A 16,846-nucleotide genomic window follows, 5' to 3' on the forward strand; every position below is an offset into this window, starting at 1 on the left:
GAGCGCGTGCTCCACACCGTTCCGCCGCGCCCGCCCGGGCTGTCGCAGGGGCGCGTGGAGGAACTGAGCGCTGAGTCGGCCTCGTACGCCGAGCTGCTGCTCGCCTCGAACCTCATCAGCATCGAGCAGCTCGCCCTCGCGCGCGCCGCGAAGGAGCGCACCGGCTCGCACATCGACGAGATCCTCGTCGGACTCGGCATCGTCGAGCCGTCCGCCCTGCTGCGGGTGATGGGGCTCGCCTGGGATCTTCAGCGGATCGACCTGCACGAGGCATCCGTCGACCCGGAGCTCGTGCGGCTCTTCGGCGCGCGGCGCTATCTCGAGGAGAACTGGATGCCCGTGAGCTACACGCCCTCGGGCGCGGTGCTCGTGGCGACGGCCCGCGAACCGCTTCCCGAGCGCGAGGCGATGATCAGCGGCGCACTCAAGGCGCCGGTCGAGTTCGCCGTGGCGACGTCGTGGGAGATCAAGGCCGCGGTGCTCGCCGCGCTTGGTCACGAGATCGCCGAGACCGCGGCGCACGAGTTGTACCGGCAGAACCCCGTCGTCTCGGCGCGGACGCTGCTCGGCCGACCGCAGAAGATCGCCGCGGCCCTCGGCCTCTTCCTGCTGGCGACGCTGGTCGCGCTGTGGTCGGCAACCGTCGTCGGCGCCCTCCTGTCGGTCGCCGCTGCGGTCTTCGCCGTCGCCACGCTGACGCGACTGGCACCGCTCGTCATCCGTCGGGACGTCGTCGAGCGGATCGACGCCGAGGAACTCCCCGCGCTGGATGACCGTGACCTCCCCGTCTACACGGTGCTCGTGCCGTCGGTCGGCGGAACGGGACTGACGCCACGATTCATCCGATCGCTCCGTCGTCTCGACTGGCCCGTCGAGAAGCTCGAGGTGCTCGTGCTCGCCGACGGCGCGGACGCCGCCCGGGCCGCGTCCGCGCTCGACCTGCCGCCGAACGTCCATGTCGTGACGCTGCCCGCGGGAGGCCCGCGCACCCGCGCCCGTGCCTGCAACATCGGGCTGTTCCTCGCCGCGGGGGAGTTCGTCGCCGTGTTCGACTCCCGCGACGACCCCGACCCCGACCAGCTGAAGAAGGTCTTCCTCGCCTTCGCGCGCCTCGGCGACTCGGCGGCCGCCGTGCAGACGCGCAGGTCGATCGGCAACCCGGCCACGAATCTGCTCACGCGGCTCGCCGAGCTCGAGTGCCGGCACTGGTACCGGCAGGTCGTCGCCGCGTTCGGCGCGTTCGGGCTCGCGGTGCCCGTCGGCGGCGGCACCGCGCACTTCCGCACGCGCGCCCTCGCCGACCTCGGCGGGTGGGATGCCTACAACGCGACGGCCGAGGCCGACCTGCGCGTCCGCGCTAGCGCGTTCGGCTACCGCGTCGGGTTCGTCGACTCGACCTCCTCCGTGACCGCCCCGACCACATTGCGACCGCTGCTCGCGGAGGCCGCCCGCTGGGCGCGCGGCTACCTGCAGACGACGCTCGTGCACTCGCGGCGCGCGGCGCACCTGGTGCGCGCCGTCGGCCGGCGGCGCGCCCTCGGCTTCGGGATGTTCATCGCTGCGACGCCCGCGCTGCAACTCGGCGTGCTGCCGGCCGGCCTGCTCGCGCTCGTGTCGGCCGCGGTGCTCACCGGCACGCTGCATCCGGTGCTGCCCGTGCCGTTGCTCGCCGGGGGACTCGCCCTGTACCTCGCCGGGATGGGCACGCTCGTGCTCGTCGCGGTGCTCGACGAACCCTCCCGCCGCCCCGTCGCTCTCGCGCGGGCGGCCCTCCTCGCCCCCGTCTACTGGACCCTGGTCTCCCTCGCGGCACACGCCGGGGTGTGGCAGCTGGTCCTGACGAGGCGGCCGCGGTGAGGCGCGGGGGAGCGGGTACGTCCGCCGTCGGCCGGAGCGCGATCCGCGCGAGCTGACGGCGGCCACAGGCCTGTACCGGCGCGGCGGGAACCACCTCGACGCGCCGGTACAGTTGGGGGAATGGCCCCGCGTACCGGCTTCGACCTCTACGACGACAAGTCCGTCATCGCCCTCCGAGTCAACGGAGAGCTCAAAGACCTCGCCACCGAGGTGACCGAGGCCGACACGGTCGAGCCGGTCACGATCGACTCGCCCGACGGGCTCGCGATCCTCCGGCACTCGACGGCGCACGTGCTGGCGCAGGCCGTGCAGTCGGTCAACCCCGAGGCGAAGCTCGGCATCGGCCCGCCCGTCACCGACGGCTTCTACTACGACTTCGACGTCGCCGCGCCCTTCACACCCGAGGACCTCAAGGCCCTGCAGAAGGAGATGGAGCGCATCGTCCGCTCGGGTCAGCGCTTCGTGCGCCGCGCCGTGAGCGACGACGAGGCCCGCGCCGAGCTCGCCGACGAGCCGTACAAGCTCGAGCTCATCGGGCTCAAGGGCGGCGCGGCGGAGGGCGGCGAGGAGTCGGTCGAGGTCGGCGCCGGCGAGCTGACGATTTACGACAACGTCGACCCGAAGTCGGGCGAGACGGTCTGGAAGGACCTCTGCCGCGGCCCGCACCTGCCCTCGACCCGCCTCATCGGCAACGGCTTCGCCCTGCTCCGCAACGCCGCCGCGTACTGGCGGGGGAGCGAGAAGAACCCGCAGCTGCAGCGCATCTACGGCACCGCCTGGCCCACGAAGGACGAGCTGCGCGCCTACCAGGCCCGGCTGGAGGAGGCCGCGCGCCGCGACCACCGCAAGCTCGGCGCCGAGCTCGACCTCTTCAGCTTCCCCGACGAGATCGGGTCGGGTATGGCGGTGTTCCACCCCCGCGGCGGGATCATCCGCAAGGAGATCGAGGACTACATGCGCGAGCGCCTCGTCGCCTACGACTACGAGTTCGTCAACACCCCGCACATCACCAAGAGCACACTGTTCGAGGTGAGCGGCCACCTCGACTGGTACCGCGAGGGCATGTTCCCCGCGATGCACCTCGACGAGGAGACGGATGCCGAGGGGCACGTCACCCGCCAGGGCCAGGACTACTACCTGAAGCCCATGAACTGCCCGATGCACAACCTGATCTACCGGGCGCGCGGCCGCAGCTACCGGGAGCTCCCGCTGCGCCTGGCCGAGTTCGGCGCGGTCTACCGCTACGAGAAGAGCGGCACCCTCTCCGGCCTCACCCGCGTGCGGGCCCTCACCCAGGACGACGCGCACATCTACGTGACGCCCGACCAGGTCAAGGACGAGCTCCGGCGCCAGCTCGAGTTCGTGCTCGAGACCCTGCGCGGCTACGGCCTGGAGGACTTCTACCTCGAGCTCTCGACCAAGAACCCCGACAAGTACGTCGGCAGCGACGAGGTCTGGGAGGAGGCGACGACGACCCTGCGCGACGTGGCCCTCGAGTCCGGGCTCGAGCTCGTGCCCGATCCGGGCGGCGCCGCGTTCTACGGTCCGAAGATCTCCGTGCAGGCGCGCGACGCGATCGGCCGCACCTGGCAGCTCTCGACCGTGCAGCTCGACTTCAACCTGCCCGAGCGCTTCGAGCTGGAGTACACCGCTCCCGACGGCACCCGCCAGCGCCCCGTGATGATCCACCGTGCCCTGCTGGGCTCGATCGAGCGCTTCTTCGCCATCCTGCTCGAGCACTACGCCGGCGCGTTCCCGGTCTGGCTCTCGCCCGTCCAGGTCGTCGGCATCCCCGTCGCCGAGGAGTACGGCCCCTACCTCGACGAGGTCATCGCCCGGCTCAAGGCCGTCGGCGTCCGCGCCGAGGTCGACCACTCCGACGACCGGATGCCGAAGAAGATCCGCAACCACACGAAGGCGAAGGTGCCCTTCCAGCTCATCGCCGGCGAGGAGGACCGCGCCAACGGTGCGGTGAGCTTCCGCTACCGCGACGGCTCGCAGGAGAACGGCGTGCCCGTCGACGACGCGATCGAGAAGATCGTGGAGGCGATCCGCAGCAAGGTGCAGGTCTAGTGGCCCGCGACTACGACGGCACCGACTACCCGGAGGCGGAGTCCTCGCAGGATTTCGCCGCCGTGCCGGATGCGTTCCAGCGGCTCTGGACGCCGCACCGGATCGTCTACATCGAGCAGGGCGGGATCGGCGGCGAGGACACGTGCCCGTTCTGCGTCGCCCCGACGCTCGACGACGAGAAGGCGCTGATCGTCGCCCGCGGCGAGCACGCCTACGTGCTGCTCAACCTGTTCCCGTACAACAGCGGCCACCTGCTCGTCTGCCCGTACCGCCACGTCTCCACCTACGACCTCGCGACCGAGGAGGAGACGCGGGAGATCGCCGACCTCACGCAGACCGCGATGCGGGTGACCCGGCAGGTGTCGACGGCGCAGGGGTTCAACATCGGCATGAACCAGGGCCGGATCGCCGGCGCCGGCGTCGCGGAGCACCTGCACCAGCACGTCGTGCCGCGCTGGGCGACCGACTCCAACTTCTTCCCGATCATCGCCGGCACGAAGGCCGTGCCGCGGCTGCTCGGCGAGGTGCGGACGGAGCTCGCGGCCGCCTGGCCCACCCGCTGACCGCGCCGCACCGACGCTTGCCGTTCCAGAACGTGCCACCCGCCGTCATCCGTCGCCCCCGCGTCGTAGACTTGGGTGTTCGATTCGAAAGGCTTCTCACAGCAGATGACTGACACCACCGGTACTTCGCAGGTCGGAACGAGCCGCGTCAAGCGCGGCCTCGCCGAGATGCTCAAGGGCGGCGTGATCATGGACGTGGTCACCGCCGAGCAGGCACGCATCGCGGAGGACGCCGGCGCCGTCGCCGTCATGGCCCTCGAGCGCGTGCCCGCCGACATCCGTTCGCAGGGCGGCGTCGCGCGCATGAGCGACCCCGACCTCATCGACGGCATCATTTCCGCCGTCTCCATCCCCGTCATGGCGAAGGCCCGCATCGGTCACTTCGTCGAGGCGCAGGTGCTGCAGTCGCTCGGCGTGGACTACATCGACGAGTCCGAGGTGCTGAGCCCCGCCGACTATGTCAACCACATCGACAAGTGGGACTTCACGACCCCCTTCGTCTGCGGTGCGACCAACCTGGGCGAGGCGCTCCGCCGCATCACCGAGGGCGCGGCCATGATCCGCTCGAAGGGCGAGGCCGGCACGGGCGACGTCTCCGAGGCGACCAAGCACATCCGCACGATCAAGCGCGAGATCGCCGCGCTCGCCTCGAAGTCGAAGGACGAGCTCTACGTCGCCGCCAAGGAGCTGCAGGCCCCGTACGACCTCGTCGTCGAGGTCGCCGAGACCGGCAAGCTGCCCGTCGTGCTCTTCACCGCCGGTGGCGTCGCCACCCCCGCGGATGCCGCGATGATGATCCAGCTCGGCGCCGACGGCGTCTTCGTCGGCTCGGGCATCTTCAAGTCCGGCAACCCCGCGCAGCGCGCCGCCGCCATCGTCAAGGCGACGACCTTCTACGACGACCCCAAGGTGATCGCCGAGGTCTCCCGCGGTCTCGGCGAGGCCATGGTCGGCATCAACGTCGCCGACCTCCCCGCGCCGCACCGCCTCGCCGAGCGTGGCTGGTAAGCCCCGCGTCGGCGTCCTCGCCCTCCAGGGCGACTTCCGCGAGCACCTCGCGGTGCTGACTGCCCTCGGGGCCGACGCCCGCCCGGTGCGTCGCCCCGAGGAGCTCGCGGAGGTCGACGGGCTCGTCATCCCCGGCGGCGAGTCGACCGTCATGGACAAGCTCAGCCGCTCCTTCGGTCTCGCCGAGCCGCTGCGCGCCGCGATCGACGACGGGCTGCCCGTCTACGGCACGTGCGCCGGGCTCATCATGCTCTCCGACACCGTGCTCGACGCGATCGAGGGCCAGCGCTCCATCGGCGGACTCGCGGTCAAGGTGCGCCGCAACGCGTTCGGCAACCAGAACGACTCGTTCGAGGCCGACCTCGACGTGCCGCAGCTCGGCGACGAGCCCGTGCACGCCGTCTTCATCCGCGCCCCTGCGATCGAGGAGGTCTCGGCGGATGTCACCGCGCTCGCGACCCTCGACGACGGCCGCATCGTTGCCGCGGAGCAGGGCAACCTGCTGGGCACCTCGTTCCATCCCGAGGTGACGAACGACTACCGCTTCCACCGGTACTTCCTCGACAAGGTCCGGTCGGCCTAGGCCTCCTCAGGCGGCCTACGACTGGGCTCCCGAGGCATCCGACGGCCGGTGCCGCCGCGCCGCTAGACTGTCGCAGTTCATTCCACTACTTGAAGGAGCACCGTGAGCGGGCATTCCAAGTGGGCGACGACCAAGCACAAGAAGGCCGTCATCGACGCGCGTCGTGCCAAGTCGTTCGCGAAGCTCATCAAGAACATCGAGGTCGCCGCGAAGATCGGCGGCGCGGACCTCTCCGGCAACCCGACGCTCGTCGACGCCGTGCAGAAGGCCAAGAAGACCTCGGTGCCCAACGACAACATCGACCGCGCCATCAAGCGCGGCGCGGGTCTCACGGGCGAGACCATCGACTACCAGACGATCATGTACGAGGGCTACGGTCCCAACGGCGTCGCGCTGCTGATCGAGTGCCTCACCGACAACAAGAACCGCGCCGCGGCCGACGTGCGCACCGCGATGACGCGCAACGGCGGCACGATGGCCGACCCCGGCAGCGTCGCCTACAACTTCTCGCGTAAGGGCGTCATCTCGGTCGCCAAGCAGGGTGACCTCAGCGAGGACGACGTGCTCGCCGCGGTGCTCGACGCCGGCGCCGAGGAGGTCGTCGACCAGGGCGAGGGCTTCGAGATCATCACCGAGGCGAGCGACCTCGTCGCCGCCCGCACCGCCCTGCAGGACGCCGGCATCGACTACGAGTCGGCCGATGCGGAGTTCGTGCCGGGCGTGAAGATCGAGGTCGACCTCGAGACCGCGCGCAAGGTGTTCAAGCTCATCGACGCGCTCGAGGACTCGGACGACGTGCAGAACGTCTACGCGAATTACGACATCCCCGCCGAGGTGCAGGCACAGCTCGACGAAGAGGACTGATACTTGGCCCCATGCGCGTTCTCGGGATCGACCCTGGTCTCACGCGCTGTGGAGTCGGGATCGTCGACGTCGACCGGTCGCGCCGGGCGACGCTCGTCGCGGTGACCGTGCTGCGCACGCCGCCCACGATGCCCCTCGAGCACCGGCTGCTCGAGATCGGCCGCGGGATCGCCGCCCTCATGGACGAGCATCAGCCCGTGTCGATCGCGCTCGAGCGGGTCTTCGCCCAGCACAACCTGCCGACCGTGATGGGCATCGCCCAGATCAGCGGTGTCGCCCTCTCCGCCGCGGCGGAGCGGGGCCTCGCCGTCGGCCTGCACACCCCGAGCGAGGTCAAAGCCGCCGTCACCGGCTACGGGTCCGCCGACAAGAAGCAGGTCGCCACGATGGTGCAGCGCGTGCTCGGGCTGACCGAACTGCCCAAACCCGCGGATGCTTCCGACGCGCTCGCCCTCGCGCTGTGCCACGCCTGGCGCGGCGCGCCGAGTGCGGCAGGCGCTGCGGCATCCGCCCTCACCCCCGCCCAGGAGAAGTGGCGCGCCGCCGAACGGCGGGCGCGCGAACGGAGGCCCATCCCATGATCGCGTCGGTCCGCGGCACGGTGCTGCACGCCGCAGGATCGAGCGTCGTCCTCGAAGTCGGGGGAGTGGGTCTCGCCGTCACGGTCACGCCGCCGGTTGCCCTCTCGCTGCGCGTCGGGGCTGAAGCCCGCCTGCACACGGCCCTCGTCGTGCGCGAGGACGACCTCTCCCTTTTCGGATTCCTCGAGGCCGAGGAACTCGGGGTGTTCGACCTGCTTCGCAGCGTCGGCGGCGTCGGCCCGAAGTCCGCGATGGGCGTGCTCGCCGTCATGACGCCTGCGGATGTGGCTCAGGCCGTGGCGGACGAGAACGACGCCGCGTTCCGCCGCGTCTCCGGCATCGGTCCCAAGACGGCCAAGCTCATCGTCGTCTCGCTCACCGGCAAGATCCATGCCACGGCGGCGACCGGATCCAGTCCGGCGGCGGCCGCCGGCGGCGCCGACGACGTGCTGACCGCCCTCGTCGGCCTCGGCTGGAGTGAGAAGGTCGCGCGCGACGCTCTCGAGAAGGTGCGCAAGGAGCAGGGCACGGATGTCTCGAGCGCCCTGCAGCTGCGGGCGGCGCTCGCGCAGCTCGGACCTCAGCCGGCGGCCGGCCGATGAGCGACGACCTGCTGAGTCCCGTTCCCGAGTCCGAGGCGGAGGTCGCGTTCGAGGGCGCACTCCGCCCGTCGACCCTCGCCGAGTTCGTCGGCCAGTCGAAGGTGCGCGGTCAGCTCGAACTGCTGCTGACCGCCGCACGGATGCAGGGGCGAACGCCCGACCACATCCTGCTCGCCGGCCCGCCCGGACTCGGCAAGACCACCCTCGCGATGATCGTCGCGCAGGAGACGGAGCGACCGCTCCGGCAGTCGAGCGGCCCCGCGATCCAGCACGCCGGAGACCTCGCGGCGCTGCTGTCGAGCCTCGTGCCCGGCGAGATCCTCTTCATCGACGAGATCCACCGCATGGCGCGGTCGGCGGAGGAGATGCTCTACCTCGCGATGGAGGACTTCCAGGTCGACATCATGGTCGGCAAGGGCGCCGGAGCCACGTCCATCCCGCTCGAGCTCGCGCCGTTCACGCTGGTCGGCGCCACGACCCGCGCGGGCCTCCTGCCGAACCCGCTGCGCGACCGCTTCGGCTTCACCGCGCACCTCGAGTTCTACGACGGCGGCGAGCTCGAGCTCGTGCTCGCCCGCGCCGCGCGGCTGCTCGGGCTCGACATCGACCGTGCCGCCCTCGCCGAGATCGCCGGTCGCTCACGGGGCACGCCGCGAATCGCCAACCGCCTGCTTCGGCGGGTGCGGGACTACCAGCTCGTGCATCCGCAGGTCGACTCCCTCGACGCGGTGCGGCAGGCCCTCGAGCTGTACGACGTCGACCCGCTCGGCCTCGACCGGCTCGACCGCGCCGTGCTCGAGATCGTCGTGCGGCGCTTCGGCGGCGGACCGGTCGGCCTCTCGACGCTCGCGGTCTCGGTGGGGGAGGAGGCCGAGACGATCGAGAGCGTCGTCGAGCCGTTCCTCGTGCGGATCGGCCTGCTCACCCGCACCCCGCGGGGTCGGGTGGCCACCCCGCAGGCCTGGCGTCACCTGGGTCTCGAGCCCCCTGTCGCCCTGGGGCAGGCGCCGTCGCTCTTCGACGGTGACCTATAATTCATCCCGGTCGATAATTCATCCCGGTCGATCGACCTGCGCGCGACGGAATCGCCTCCGCGCTGATCCGGAAGGTTCGTTCCAGCCATGGACTTCTACACCCTCAGCCTCGTCGTCGTCTTCGGCGCTCTGCTCGCGTTCATGTTCTACAACAACCGCAAGCGTCAGAAGCAGCAGCAGGAGCTGCAGGCCAAGATGCAGCCCGGTTCCGAGGTCATGACGAGCTTCGGCCTCTTCGGCACGCTCCTCTCGGTCGACGAGGAGACCAACGTCGCCGAGGTCGAGACCACCCCCGGCACCGTCGTGCGCGTGCACCGCCAGACCCTCACCCGCGTCGTCGAGGACACGACGGCCGTGGCGCCCGCGACCGCGGACGCGGACGACCGCCCGATCGCCGTCGAGGACGCCGATGTCGAGACCTCGACCCGCCCCGACGCCCGTCCCGGCGACACGAAGGCGAACGACTAAGACCCACCCCGCCCGCCACGCGTCGTCGCGTGGCGGATGGCCGCCGAGCGCAGGCCGACGAGAAAGCTGAGTTCACCGTGGCACGACGCCCGAGTCCGGTCAGGAAAGCCTGGCGCTCCTTCATCTGGCTGGGGGTGATCCTCGCCGCCCTCGCCGGGCTGAACGCCGGCAGCGTCGTCACCGGCTCCGGCTCGTGGACCCCGAGGCTCGCGCTCGACCTCGAGGGCGGCACCCAGATCATCCTCGCCCCGCAGCTCGCCGACGGCCAGGCCGTCTCCAACGAGCAGCTGGAGCAGGCCGTCTCGATCATCCGTCAGCGCGTCGACGCCACCGGCGTCAGCGAGTCGGAGATCAACACGCAGGGCCAGAACGTCGTCGTCTCGATCCCCGGTGTGCCGGACGACGAGACGCTCGCGCGCATCCAGTCCTCGGCGAAGCTCGAGTTCCGCCCCGTGCTGCAGGCCGACGTTCCCACCGCGGCCCCGAGCGCGTCGCCCTCCGCGGCGCCGACGGAGGAGCTCTCCGACGAGCCGGCCACCGAGCCGGCGAACCCGGGCGACCTCGCCTGGGTGACCCCTGCGGTGCAGGACACCTTCACCGACTTCGACTGCACGACGGTCGACGAGAGCGGCGCCAACGTCGCGCCCGCCGACGAGCCGCTCGTCACCTGCCAGGACGACGGCAGCGTCAAGTACATCCTCGGTCCCACCTGGGTCGCGGGCGAGCGCATCGTCACCGCCAGCGCCGGCACGATCACGACCGCGCAGGGTGCGTCGACGGGTCAGTGGGCCGTGAACCTGGAGTTCGACGGCCAGGGCACGCAGGAGGTCGACGAGATGACGTCGTACCTCTTCGGGCAGACCGGCGTGCAGAACCAGTTCGCGATCGTGCTCGACGGCGAGGTCATCTCCGCACCCACGACCAACGCGGTCATCACGAACGGCCAGCCGCAGATCAGCGGCTCCTTCACGCAGGAGACGGCGCAGACCCTCGCCGACCAGCTGCGCTTCGGCGCGCTGCCGATCGGCTTCGAGGTGCAGTCCTCCGACACGATCTCCGCGACGCTCGGTGAGAGCCAGCTCGCGAGCGGCCTGCTCGCCGGCCTCATCGGTCTGATCCTCGTCGTCGTCTACTCGCTGTTCCAGTACCGCCTGCTCGGGCTCGTGACCGTCGCGTCGCTGCTCATGAGCGCGGCCGTCACCTACCTCTTCGTCACCTACCTCTCGTCGACCGAGGGCTACCGCCTCTCGCTCGCGGGCGTGGCAGGCCTCATCGTGGCGATCGGTATCACCGCCGACTCGTTCATCGTTTACTTCGAGCGCATCCGCGACGAGCTGCGCGACGGACGAGGGCTCGAGTCCGCCGTCGAGGCCGGGTGGAAGCGCGCCTTCCGCACGATCCTCGTCTCCGACGCGGTCAACTTCCTCGCGGCCGCGGTGCTGTTCGTGCTCGCCGTCGGCAACGTCCGCGGCTTCGCGCTCACGCTCGGCATCACGACGATCATGGACCTCATCGTCGTCACGCTGTTCACGCACCCGGTCATGCGCCTGCTCGCGAGGACCAAGTTCTTCGGCGAGGGACACAAGCTCTCGGGTCTCGACCCGAAGGCGCTCGGCGCCGTCTACCGCGGCCGTGCCCAGTTCCGCACCGCCGAGACGATCTCCGCCACCAAGCGCGCCCAGGCGGGCCGCGAGGCGCAGCGCCGCCAGACGATCGCCGAGCGCAAGGCCGCCGAGGCCGCCGCGGCGGCCAAGGGCACCACCGCGACGGCCGTGCTCGACGACACCTCGGCACCGGACGCCGACAAGGGCGCCGAGACCCCGCCCGCCGCGACCTCGGTGCCGCGCCCCGACAAGAACCGGAAGAAGGGCAACCGATGAGCGGTTTCGCCGAGTTCGGCAACGACCTCTACACCGGCAAGCGCTCGATCGACTTCGTCGGCCGGCGCAAGCTCTGGTATCTGATTGCGGCCGTCATGATCCTGGCGTCGATCGTCGGGCCGCTGCTGCGCGGCGGCTTCCACTTCGGTATCGAGTTCACCGGCGGTGCCGAGTTCACGGTCTCCGGCGTGCAGAGCCCGGACACGGCGGTCGGTGCTGACGCCGTCGAGAGCGTCGTCGCCGACGGCAACCCCCGTATCTCGACCGTGGGCAACGACGCGGTGCGCGTGCAGACCGACACGATCACCGAGGCCCAGTCGCAGGACGTGCGCGACGCGCTCGCGAGCGCCTACGCCGTCCCCGCGTCGGAGGTCACGACCTCGCTCATCGGACCGACCTGGGGCGCGGATGTCACGTCGCAGGCGCTCCGCGGCCTCGTGATCTTCATCCTGCTCGCCGCCGTCGTCATGGCGCTGTACTTCCGCACCTGGAAGATGTCGCTCGCCGCGATCGTCGCGCTGCTCCACGACCTCGTCATCACTGCCGGCATCTACGGCATCGTCGGCTTCGAGGTGACTCCGGCAGCCGTCATCGGCTTCCTCACGATCCTCGGCTACTCGCTGTACGACACGGTCGTCGTGTTCGACAAGATCCGCGAGAACACGGGGGAGGACGGCGCCGAGTCGCGCCGCACCTTCGCGGAGTCGGTGAACCTCGCCGTGAACCAGACGCTCGTGCGCTCGATCAACACCTCCGTCGTCGCCGCGCTGCCCGTCGCCTCGATCCTGTTCATCGGGGCCCTCGTGCTCGGCGCCGGCACGCTGCGCGACATCTCGCTCGCCCTGTTCATCGGCATCCTCGTCGGCACCTACTCGACGATCTTCATCGCCGCGCCGCTGTACTCGCAGCTGCGCGAGCGGGAGCCGGAGATCCGCAAGCAGGGCCAGCGCGCCCGCGAGGAGCGCGAGGCGCTGGAGGCCTGACGCGGCGGCATCCGCTCACGGCGTACCCTGCCGGAACACCTGCGCGGAGCCACGCGCCTACACTTGTCAACCGGAGGTAGCCCATGACGGAGACGCGAACCGATCGAGTTCCGCCTCCGCCTGCGCCCACGACGCCAGCGAGCCCCCCGACCACGAGCTCGCTGCGCAAGGTGCTCCCGCGCCTCTTCTCCCGCGCCCAGCCCGCGAACGCGGTCGACAAGGTCGTCAAGAGCGTCCGGCTGCACCATCCGAAGAGCGACGTCTCGATCATCGAGCGCGCCTACGTCGCCGCGGAGAAGGCCCACCGCGGCCAGCAGCGCAAGAGCGGCGAGCCCTACATCACGCACCCGGTCGCCGTCGCGCAGATCCTCGCCGATCTCGGCATCGGCCCGAAGACGATCGCCGCGGCGCTGCTGCACGACACCGTCGAGGACACCGAGTACACGCTCGACCTGCTGCGCGCCGACTTCGGCGACGAGATCGCGATGCTCGTCGACGGCGTCACCAAGCTCGACAAGCTGAAGTACGGCGACAGCGCCCAGGCCGAGACCGTGCGCAAGATGGTCGTCGCGATGTCGAAGGACATCCGAGTGCTGATCATCAAGCTCGCCGACCGCCTGCACAACGCGCGCACCTGGGGCTTCGTGCCGCCGGAGAAGGCGGCGAAGAAGGCGCAGGAGACGCTCGAGATCTACGCGCCCCTCGCGCACCGGCTGGGCATCCAGACGATCAAGTGGGAGCTCGAGGACCTCTCGTTCGCGGTGCTGCAGCCGAAGCTCTACGTCGAGATCGAATCGCTCGTGCGCACCCGCACCCCGCAGCGCGAGCAGTTCGTGCAGCAGGTCATCGAGTCGGTCGCGGACGACCTCAAGCAGGCGCGCATCCGCGGCAAGGTCGTCGGCCGGCCGAAGCAGTACTACTCGATTTACCAGAAGATGATCGTGCGCGGGCGCGAGTTCGACGAGATCTACGACCTCGTCGGCATCCGCGTGCTCGTCGGCACGGTGCGCGACTGCTACGCGGTGCTCGGCGCGATCCACGCGCGCTGGAAGCCGATCCCCGGTCGCTTCAAGGACTACATCGCGACGCCGAAGTTCAACCTGTACCAGTCGCTGCACACGACCGTCATCGGCCCCAAGGGACGCCCGGTCGAGATCCAGATCCGCACGCACGAGATGCATCAGCGCGCCGAGTTCGGTGTCGCCGCGCACTGGAAGTACAAGGAGCAGGCGGGACGTCAGGGCGCGGCGGAGGCCGCGACCGACACCGAGATGGCGTGGCTCGCCCACATCTCCGACTGGCAGGCGGAGACCGCCGACCCCGGCGAGTTCCTCGACTCGCTGCGCTTCGAGATCGGGGCGAAGGAGGTCTACGTCTTCACGCCGCACGGCAAGGTCATCGGCCTGCCCGCCGGCGCGACGCCCGTCGACTTCGCCTACGCCGTGCACACGGAGATCGGCCACCGCACGATGGGTGCGAAGGTCAACGGCCGCCTCGTGCCGCTCGAGAGCAGCCTGTCCTCCGGCGACGTCGTCGAGATCTTCACGTCGAAGAACCCCGACTCCGGCCCCAGCAAGGACTGGCTGAACTTCGTCAAGAGCCCGCGGGCGCGCAACAAGATCCGCCAGTGGTTCACGAAGGAGCGCCGCGAGGAGGCGATCGAGCAGGGCCGCGACGCGATCGCCCGCGCGATGCGCAAGCAGAACCTGCCGATCCAGAAGCTCGCGACGCAGGACGTGCTGCACGAGGTCGCCTCGCAGCTGCGCTACGACGACGTCTCCTCGCTCTACGCCGCGCTCGGCGAGGGCCACGTCTCGACCCAGTCGGTCATCGAGAAGGTGCTCGCCATGGTGCACACCGAGATCGAGACCGAGGAGGACGAGCTCCCCGTCTTCCCGGCGAAGGGCCGCTCGCGCCAGCTGCGCAACAACGACTCGGGCGTGCTCGTGCGCGGCGCGGACGACATCCTCGTCAAGCTCGCCAAGTGCTGCACCCCGGTGCCGGGCGACGAGATCGTCGGCTTCGTCACGCGCGGCCAGGGCGTTTCGGTGCACCAGGTCAGCTGCCACAACGTCGCGAGCCTGCTCAACGAGCCCGACCGCATGATCGACGTCGAGTGGGCGCCCTCCTCCAAGAGCGTCTTCCTCGTCCAGATCCAGGTCGAGGCTCTCGACCGCTCCGGTCTGCTGTCGGATGTCACGCGCGTGCTCTCCGAGCACCACGTCAACATCCTCTCGGCCACCGTGTCGACCTCGAGCGACCGTCTCGCGCTCAGCCGCTTCGTCTTCGAGATGGGCGACACGACCCACCTCGACCGCGTGCTGAACGCCGTGCGCCGTATCGACGCCGTCTACGACGTCTACCGCGTCTCCGCGGGCTGACCGGGGCCGGCTTCCCGCCGGTCACGGCGGCCTCGCGGGGTCGCCGGCTCGGTCGAGCTCCGACGCGCCCGCTGTCAGCCCGTCGAGCCGGGCGAGGGCGCGCCGGCGCTGAGGCAGGTTGCGCCGTCCGAGCACGCGACGGCACTCCGCCTCCTCGCCGTCGAGCAGCCGCCGCACGACGGCCGCCTCTCGCTCGCCGAACGCCTCGAGCGAGCGCAGCAGGTCGGCCGCGGTGCGCCCACGGGTCGTGACGCGGATGCCGCCCAGCTCGACCGTCTCCGCGACGTCGAGCACGACCTCACGCACGCTCCACCGGGTGACCCCGAGGGCCCGGGTGCGCGCGGTGGAGGCCGCGCACAGCTCGAGCGGCAAGGGCGGGAAGGGGAGCGCACCCCACACCCACGCCGCGGTGGAGAGCTCCGCGATCAGCCGCGGCGGCAGCTCGACCGCGAGGCTGCGGGCCCGCAGCTCGGCGGTGTCGGGCTCGTCGACCGGCACGAAGCCCGCCCCGACCGGCCACAGCTCACCGTCGAGACGCGCCGCGCACAGCTCGGGCAGCGGAAGCTCCCGGAGGCCGAGCGCGGGGGAGAGGCGTGGCATGACCCCAGCGTGCCGGGCGCCGAGGCATCCGTCGCCCTCACCGGCCTCATCTGTGGACGGCGAGGGGCTGTGGAGGGATCAGGAACCGAGCGCGTCGAGCCAGATGCGGCGGGCGTCGAGGGCCTCCTGGGCCTCGGCCTGCTTCTTGCGGTCGCCGGAGGCCTTCGCCTCCTCGAGGTCGCGCTCGAGCTTGTCGATCGCCGACTGCAGCTGGCTCGCGAGCCCCTCGGAGCGCGCCTTGCGCTCGGGGTTCGACCGCTCCCAGTGCTCGTCGTCGAGCTGCTTGACGTGCGACTCGATGCGGCGCAGGCGGTCCTCGACCGTGCGCACCTTGTCGCGGGGCACCCGGCCGATCTCGTCCCAGCGACGCTGGATCGCAGTGAGGGCGTCGCGGGCGCGGCCGCGGTCCTTCTCCTTGAGGATCGGCTCGGCCTCGTCGAGCAGGGCGAGCTTCGCCTTCAGGTTCTCGTCGTACTCCGCGTTGTCACGCGCGTCGACCTCCGCCTTGGCGGAGTAGATCGCGTCACCGGCGGCCTTGAACCGTGCCCAGAGCTGGTCGTCGACCTTCTTGCCGGCGCGGCCGGCGCGCTTCCAGTCGTCGAGGAGCGAGCGGTAGGCGGGCACCGCGTCGGCGCCGCGGCCGACGAGGTCCTCGGCACGCTGCACGAGCTCCTGCTTGCGGGTGCGTGCTTCACGGTGCTGCGAGTCGAGCTCGGCGAAGAAGGCCTTGCGGTGCGCCTCGATCGTCGAGCGTGCGGCCCGGAAGCGCTTCCAGAGCTCGTTGGCCTCGCCCTTGGGGATCCGCGGACCCTCCTGCTGGTGGCGCTGCCAGCGCGCGAAGATGTCGTCGAGCTGCGCGGTCACCTGCTTCCACTGCACCTTCGACGGGTCCTGCGCGGCGAGCGCCTCGGCCTCGGCGACGAGGGCGGCGCGCTCGGTCACGGCGGCCTCGACGGCGGCACGCGTCTCGGCGCTCTGCTTCTCGGTCAGCTCGCCCACGGTCGACGACAGCGCGTCGAGCCGGCGCAGCAGCGACGCGAGGTCGCCCACGGCGTTCGCACCGGTCACCGCGTCCTTAAGATGCGCGACCGCCTTCGCGACGTCATTCGCGGGCGCACCGGCGCGGGCGCGCTGCTCGAGCAGCGACACCTGCCCCGCGAGGTCCGCGTACTTGCGCTCGTAGTAGGCGAGCGCCTCCTCGGGCGTGGCGTCGGGGAACTGCCCGACCTCACGCTCCGAATCGCCCTCGCGCACGAAGACGGTTCCCGTCTCATCGACGCGGCCCCATGCCTGGTCGGAAGTCGCCAATGAAATCACCCTGCCGAATCGGTCGACCCTAGGTGGCCGAAACTCGCGGTCCAGCCTATTG

General features: G+C 70.7%; 15 protein-coding genes. 13 read left to right on the forward strand and 2 right to left on the reverse strand.

Annotation, left to right across the window (positions count from 1 at the left end; genetic code table 11):
• Nucleotides 1-6 precede the first annotated feature (6 nt).
• From JUB10_RS11090 to JUB10_RS11150, 13 genes are all read left to right on the forward strand, one after another.
• Nucleotides 7-1,857, forward strand: a complete 1,851-nt coding sequence (locus JUB10_RS11090) for a glycosyltransferase (RefSeq protein WP_207456708.1) — start codon at nucleotides 7-9, stop codon at nucleotides 1,855-1,857.
• A gap of 120 nt (nucleotides 1,858-1,977) precedes the next feature.
• Entirely contained in the window at nucleotides 1,978-3,930 is a 1,953-nt protein-coding gene (thrS, locus tag JUB10_RS11095) for a threonine--tRNA ligase (protein ID WP_207456709.1), read from the forward strand.
• Nucleotides 3,930-4,493, forward strand: a complete 564-nt coding sequence (locus JUB10_RS11100) for an HIT family protein (protein WP_207456710.1) — start codon at nucleotides 3,930-3,932, stop codon at nucleotides 4,491-4,493. Before thrS ends, JUB10_RS11100 begins: the two co-directional genes overlap by 1 nt.
• Before the next feature lie 105 nt (nucleotides 4,494-4,598).
• On the forward strand, nucleotides 4,599-5,501 hold the full coding sequence (gene pdxS, locus JUB10_RS11105) for a pyridoxal 5'-phosphate synthase lyase subunit PdxS (RefSeq protein ID WP_207456711.1): 903 nt from the start codon (nucleotides 4,599-4,601) through the stop codon (nucleotides 5,499-5,501).
• Complete coding sequence (gene pdxT, locus JUB10_RS11110) at nucleotides 5,491-6,084, forward strand: pyridoxal 5'-phosphate synthase glutaminase subunit PdxT (protein ID WP_207456713.1); 594 nt, start codon at nucleotides 5,491-5,493, stop codon at nucleotides 6,082-6,084. The genes pdxS and pdxT overlap by 11 nt, the downstream gene beginning before the upstream one ends.
• A 102-nt stretch (nucleotides 6,085-6,186) precedes the next feature.
• Entirely contained in the window at nucleotides 6,187-6,948 is a 762-nt protein-coding gene (locus tag JUB10_RS11115; protein ID WP_207456714.1) for a YebC/PmpR family DNA-binding transcriptional regulator, read from the forward strand.
• An 11-nt stretch (nucleotides 6,949-6,959) separates the two neighbouring features.
• A complete protein-coding gene (ruvC, locus tag JUB10_RS11120; RefSeq protein ID WP_207456715.1) occupies nucleotides 6,960-7,529 on the forward strand; it encodes a crossover junction endodeoxyribonuclease RuvC in 570 nt (189 codons plus the stop codon).
• The gene (gene ruvA / locus JUB10_RS11125) at nucleotides 7,526-8,131 is read left to right on the forward strand and encodes a Holliday junction branch migration protein RuvA (RefSeq protein WP_207456716.1); all 606 of its coding nucleotides are present in this window, start codon (nucleotides 7,526-7,528) and stop codon (nucleotides 8,129-8,131) included. The genes ruvC and ruvA overlap by 4 nt, the downstream gene beginning before the upstream one ends.
• The gene (ruvB, locus tag JUB10_RS11130) at nucleotides 8,128-9,165 is read left to right on the forward strand and encodes a Holliday junction branch migration DNA helicase RuvB (protein ID WP_207456718.1); all 1,038 of its coding nucleotides are present in this window, start codon (nucleotides 8,128-8,130) and stop codon (nucleotides 9,163-9,165) included. The genes ruvA and ruvB overlap by 4 nt, the downstream gene beginning before the upstream one ends.
• A gap of 87 nt (nucleotides 9,166-9,252) precedes the next feature.
• A complete protein-coding gene (locus tag JUB10_RS11135) occupies nucleotides 9,253-9,633 on the forward strand; it encodes a preprotein translocase subunit YajC (protein ID WP_207456720.1) in 381 nt (126 codons plus the stop codon).
• A gap of 77 nt (nucleotides 9,634-9,710) precedes the next feature.
• Entirely contained in the window at nucleotides 9,711-11,513 is a 1,803-nt protein-coding gene (secD, locus tag JUB10_RS11140) for a protein translocase subunit SecD (RefSeq protein ID WP_207456722.1), read from the forward strand.
• On the forward strand, nucleotides 11,510-12,496 hold the full coding sequence (secF, locus tag JUB10_RS11145) for a protein translocase subunit SecF (protein WP_207456724.1): 987 nt from the start codon (nucleotides 11,510-11,512) through the stop codon (nucleotides 12,494-12,496). The genes secD and secF overlap by 4 nt, the downstream gene beginning before the upstream one ends.
• An 83-nt stretch (nucleotides 12,497-12,579) precedes the next feature.
• A complete protein-coding gene (locus JUB10_RS11150; protein WP_207456726.1) occupies nucleotides 12,580-14,877 on the forward strand; it encodes a RelA/SpoT family protein in 2,298 nt (765 codons plus the stop codon).
• A gap of 21 nt (nucleotides 14,878-14,898) precedes the next feature.
• Here JUB10_RS11150 and JUB10_RS11155 read toward each other — a convergent pair whose 3' ends face one another.
• On the reverse strand, nucleotides 14,899-15,477 hold the full coding sequence (locus tag JUB10_RS11155; protein WP_207456728.1) for a hypothetical protein: 579 nt from the start codon (nucleotides 15,475-15,477) through the stop codon (nucleotides 14,899-14,901).
• Nucleotides 15,478-15,555: 78 nt separating this feature from the next.
• Nucleotides 15,556-16,785, reverse strand: a complete 1,230-nt coding sequence (locus JUB10_RS11160; protein WP_207456729.1) for a DUF349 domain-containing protein — start codon at nucleotides 16,783-16,785, stop codon at nucleotides 15,556-15,558.
• Nucleotides 16,786-16,846 lie beyond the last annotated feature (61 nt).

The sequence above is a fragment of the Desertivibrio insolitus genome, from assembly GCF_017355965.1.
Lineage (GTDB): Bacteria > Actinomycetota > Actinomycetes > Actinomycetales > Microbacteriaceae > JAFIQW01.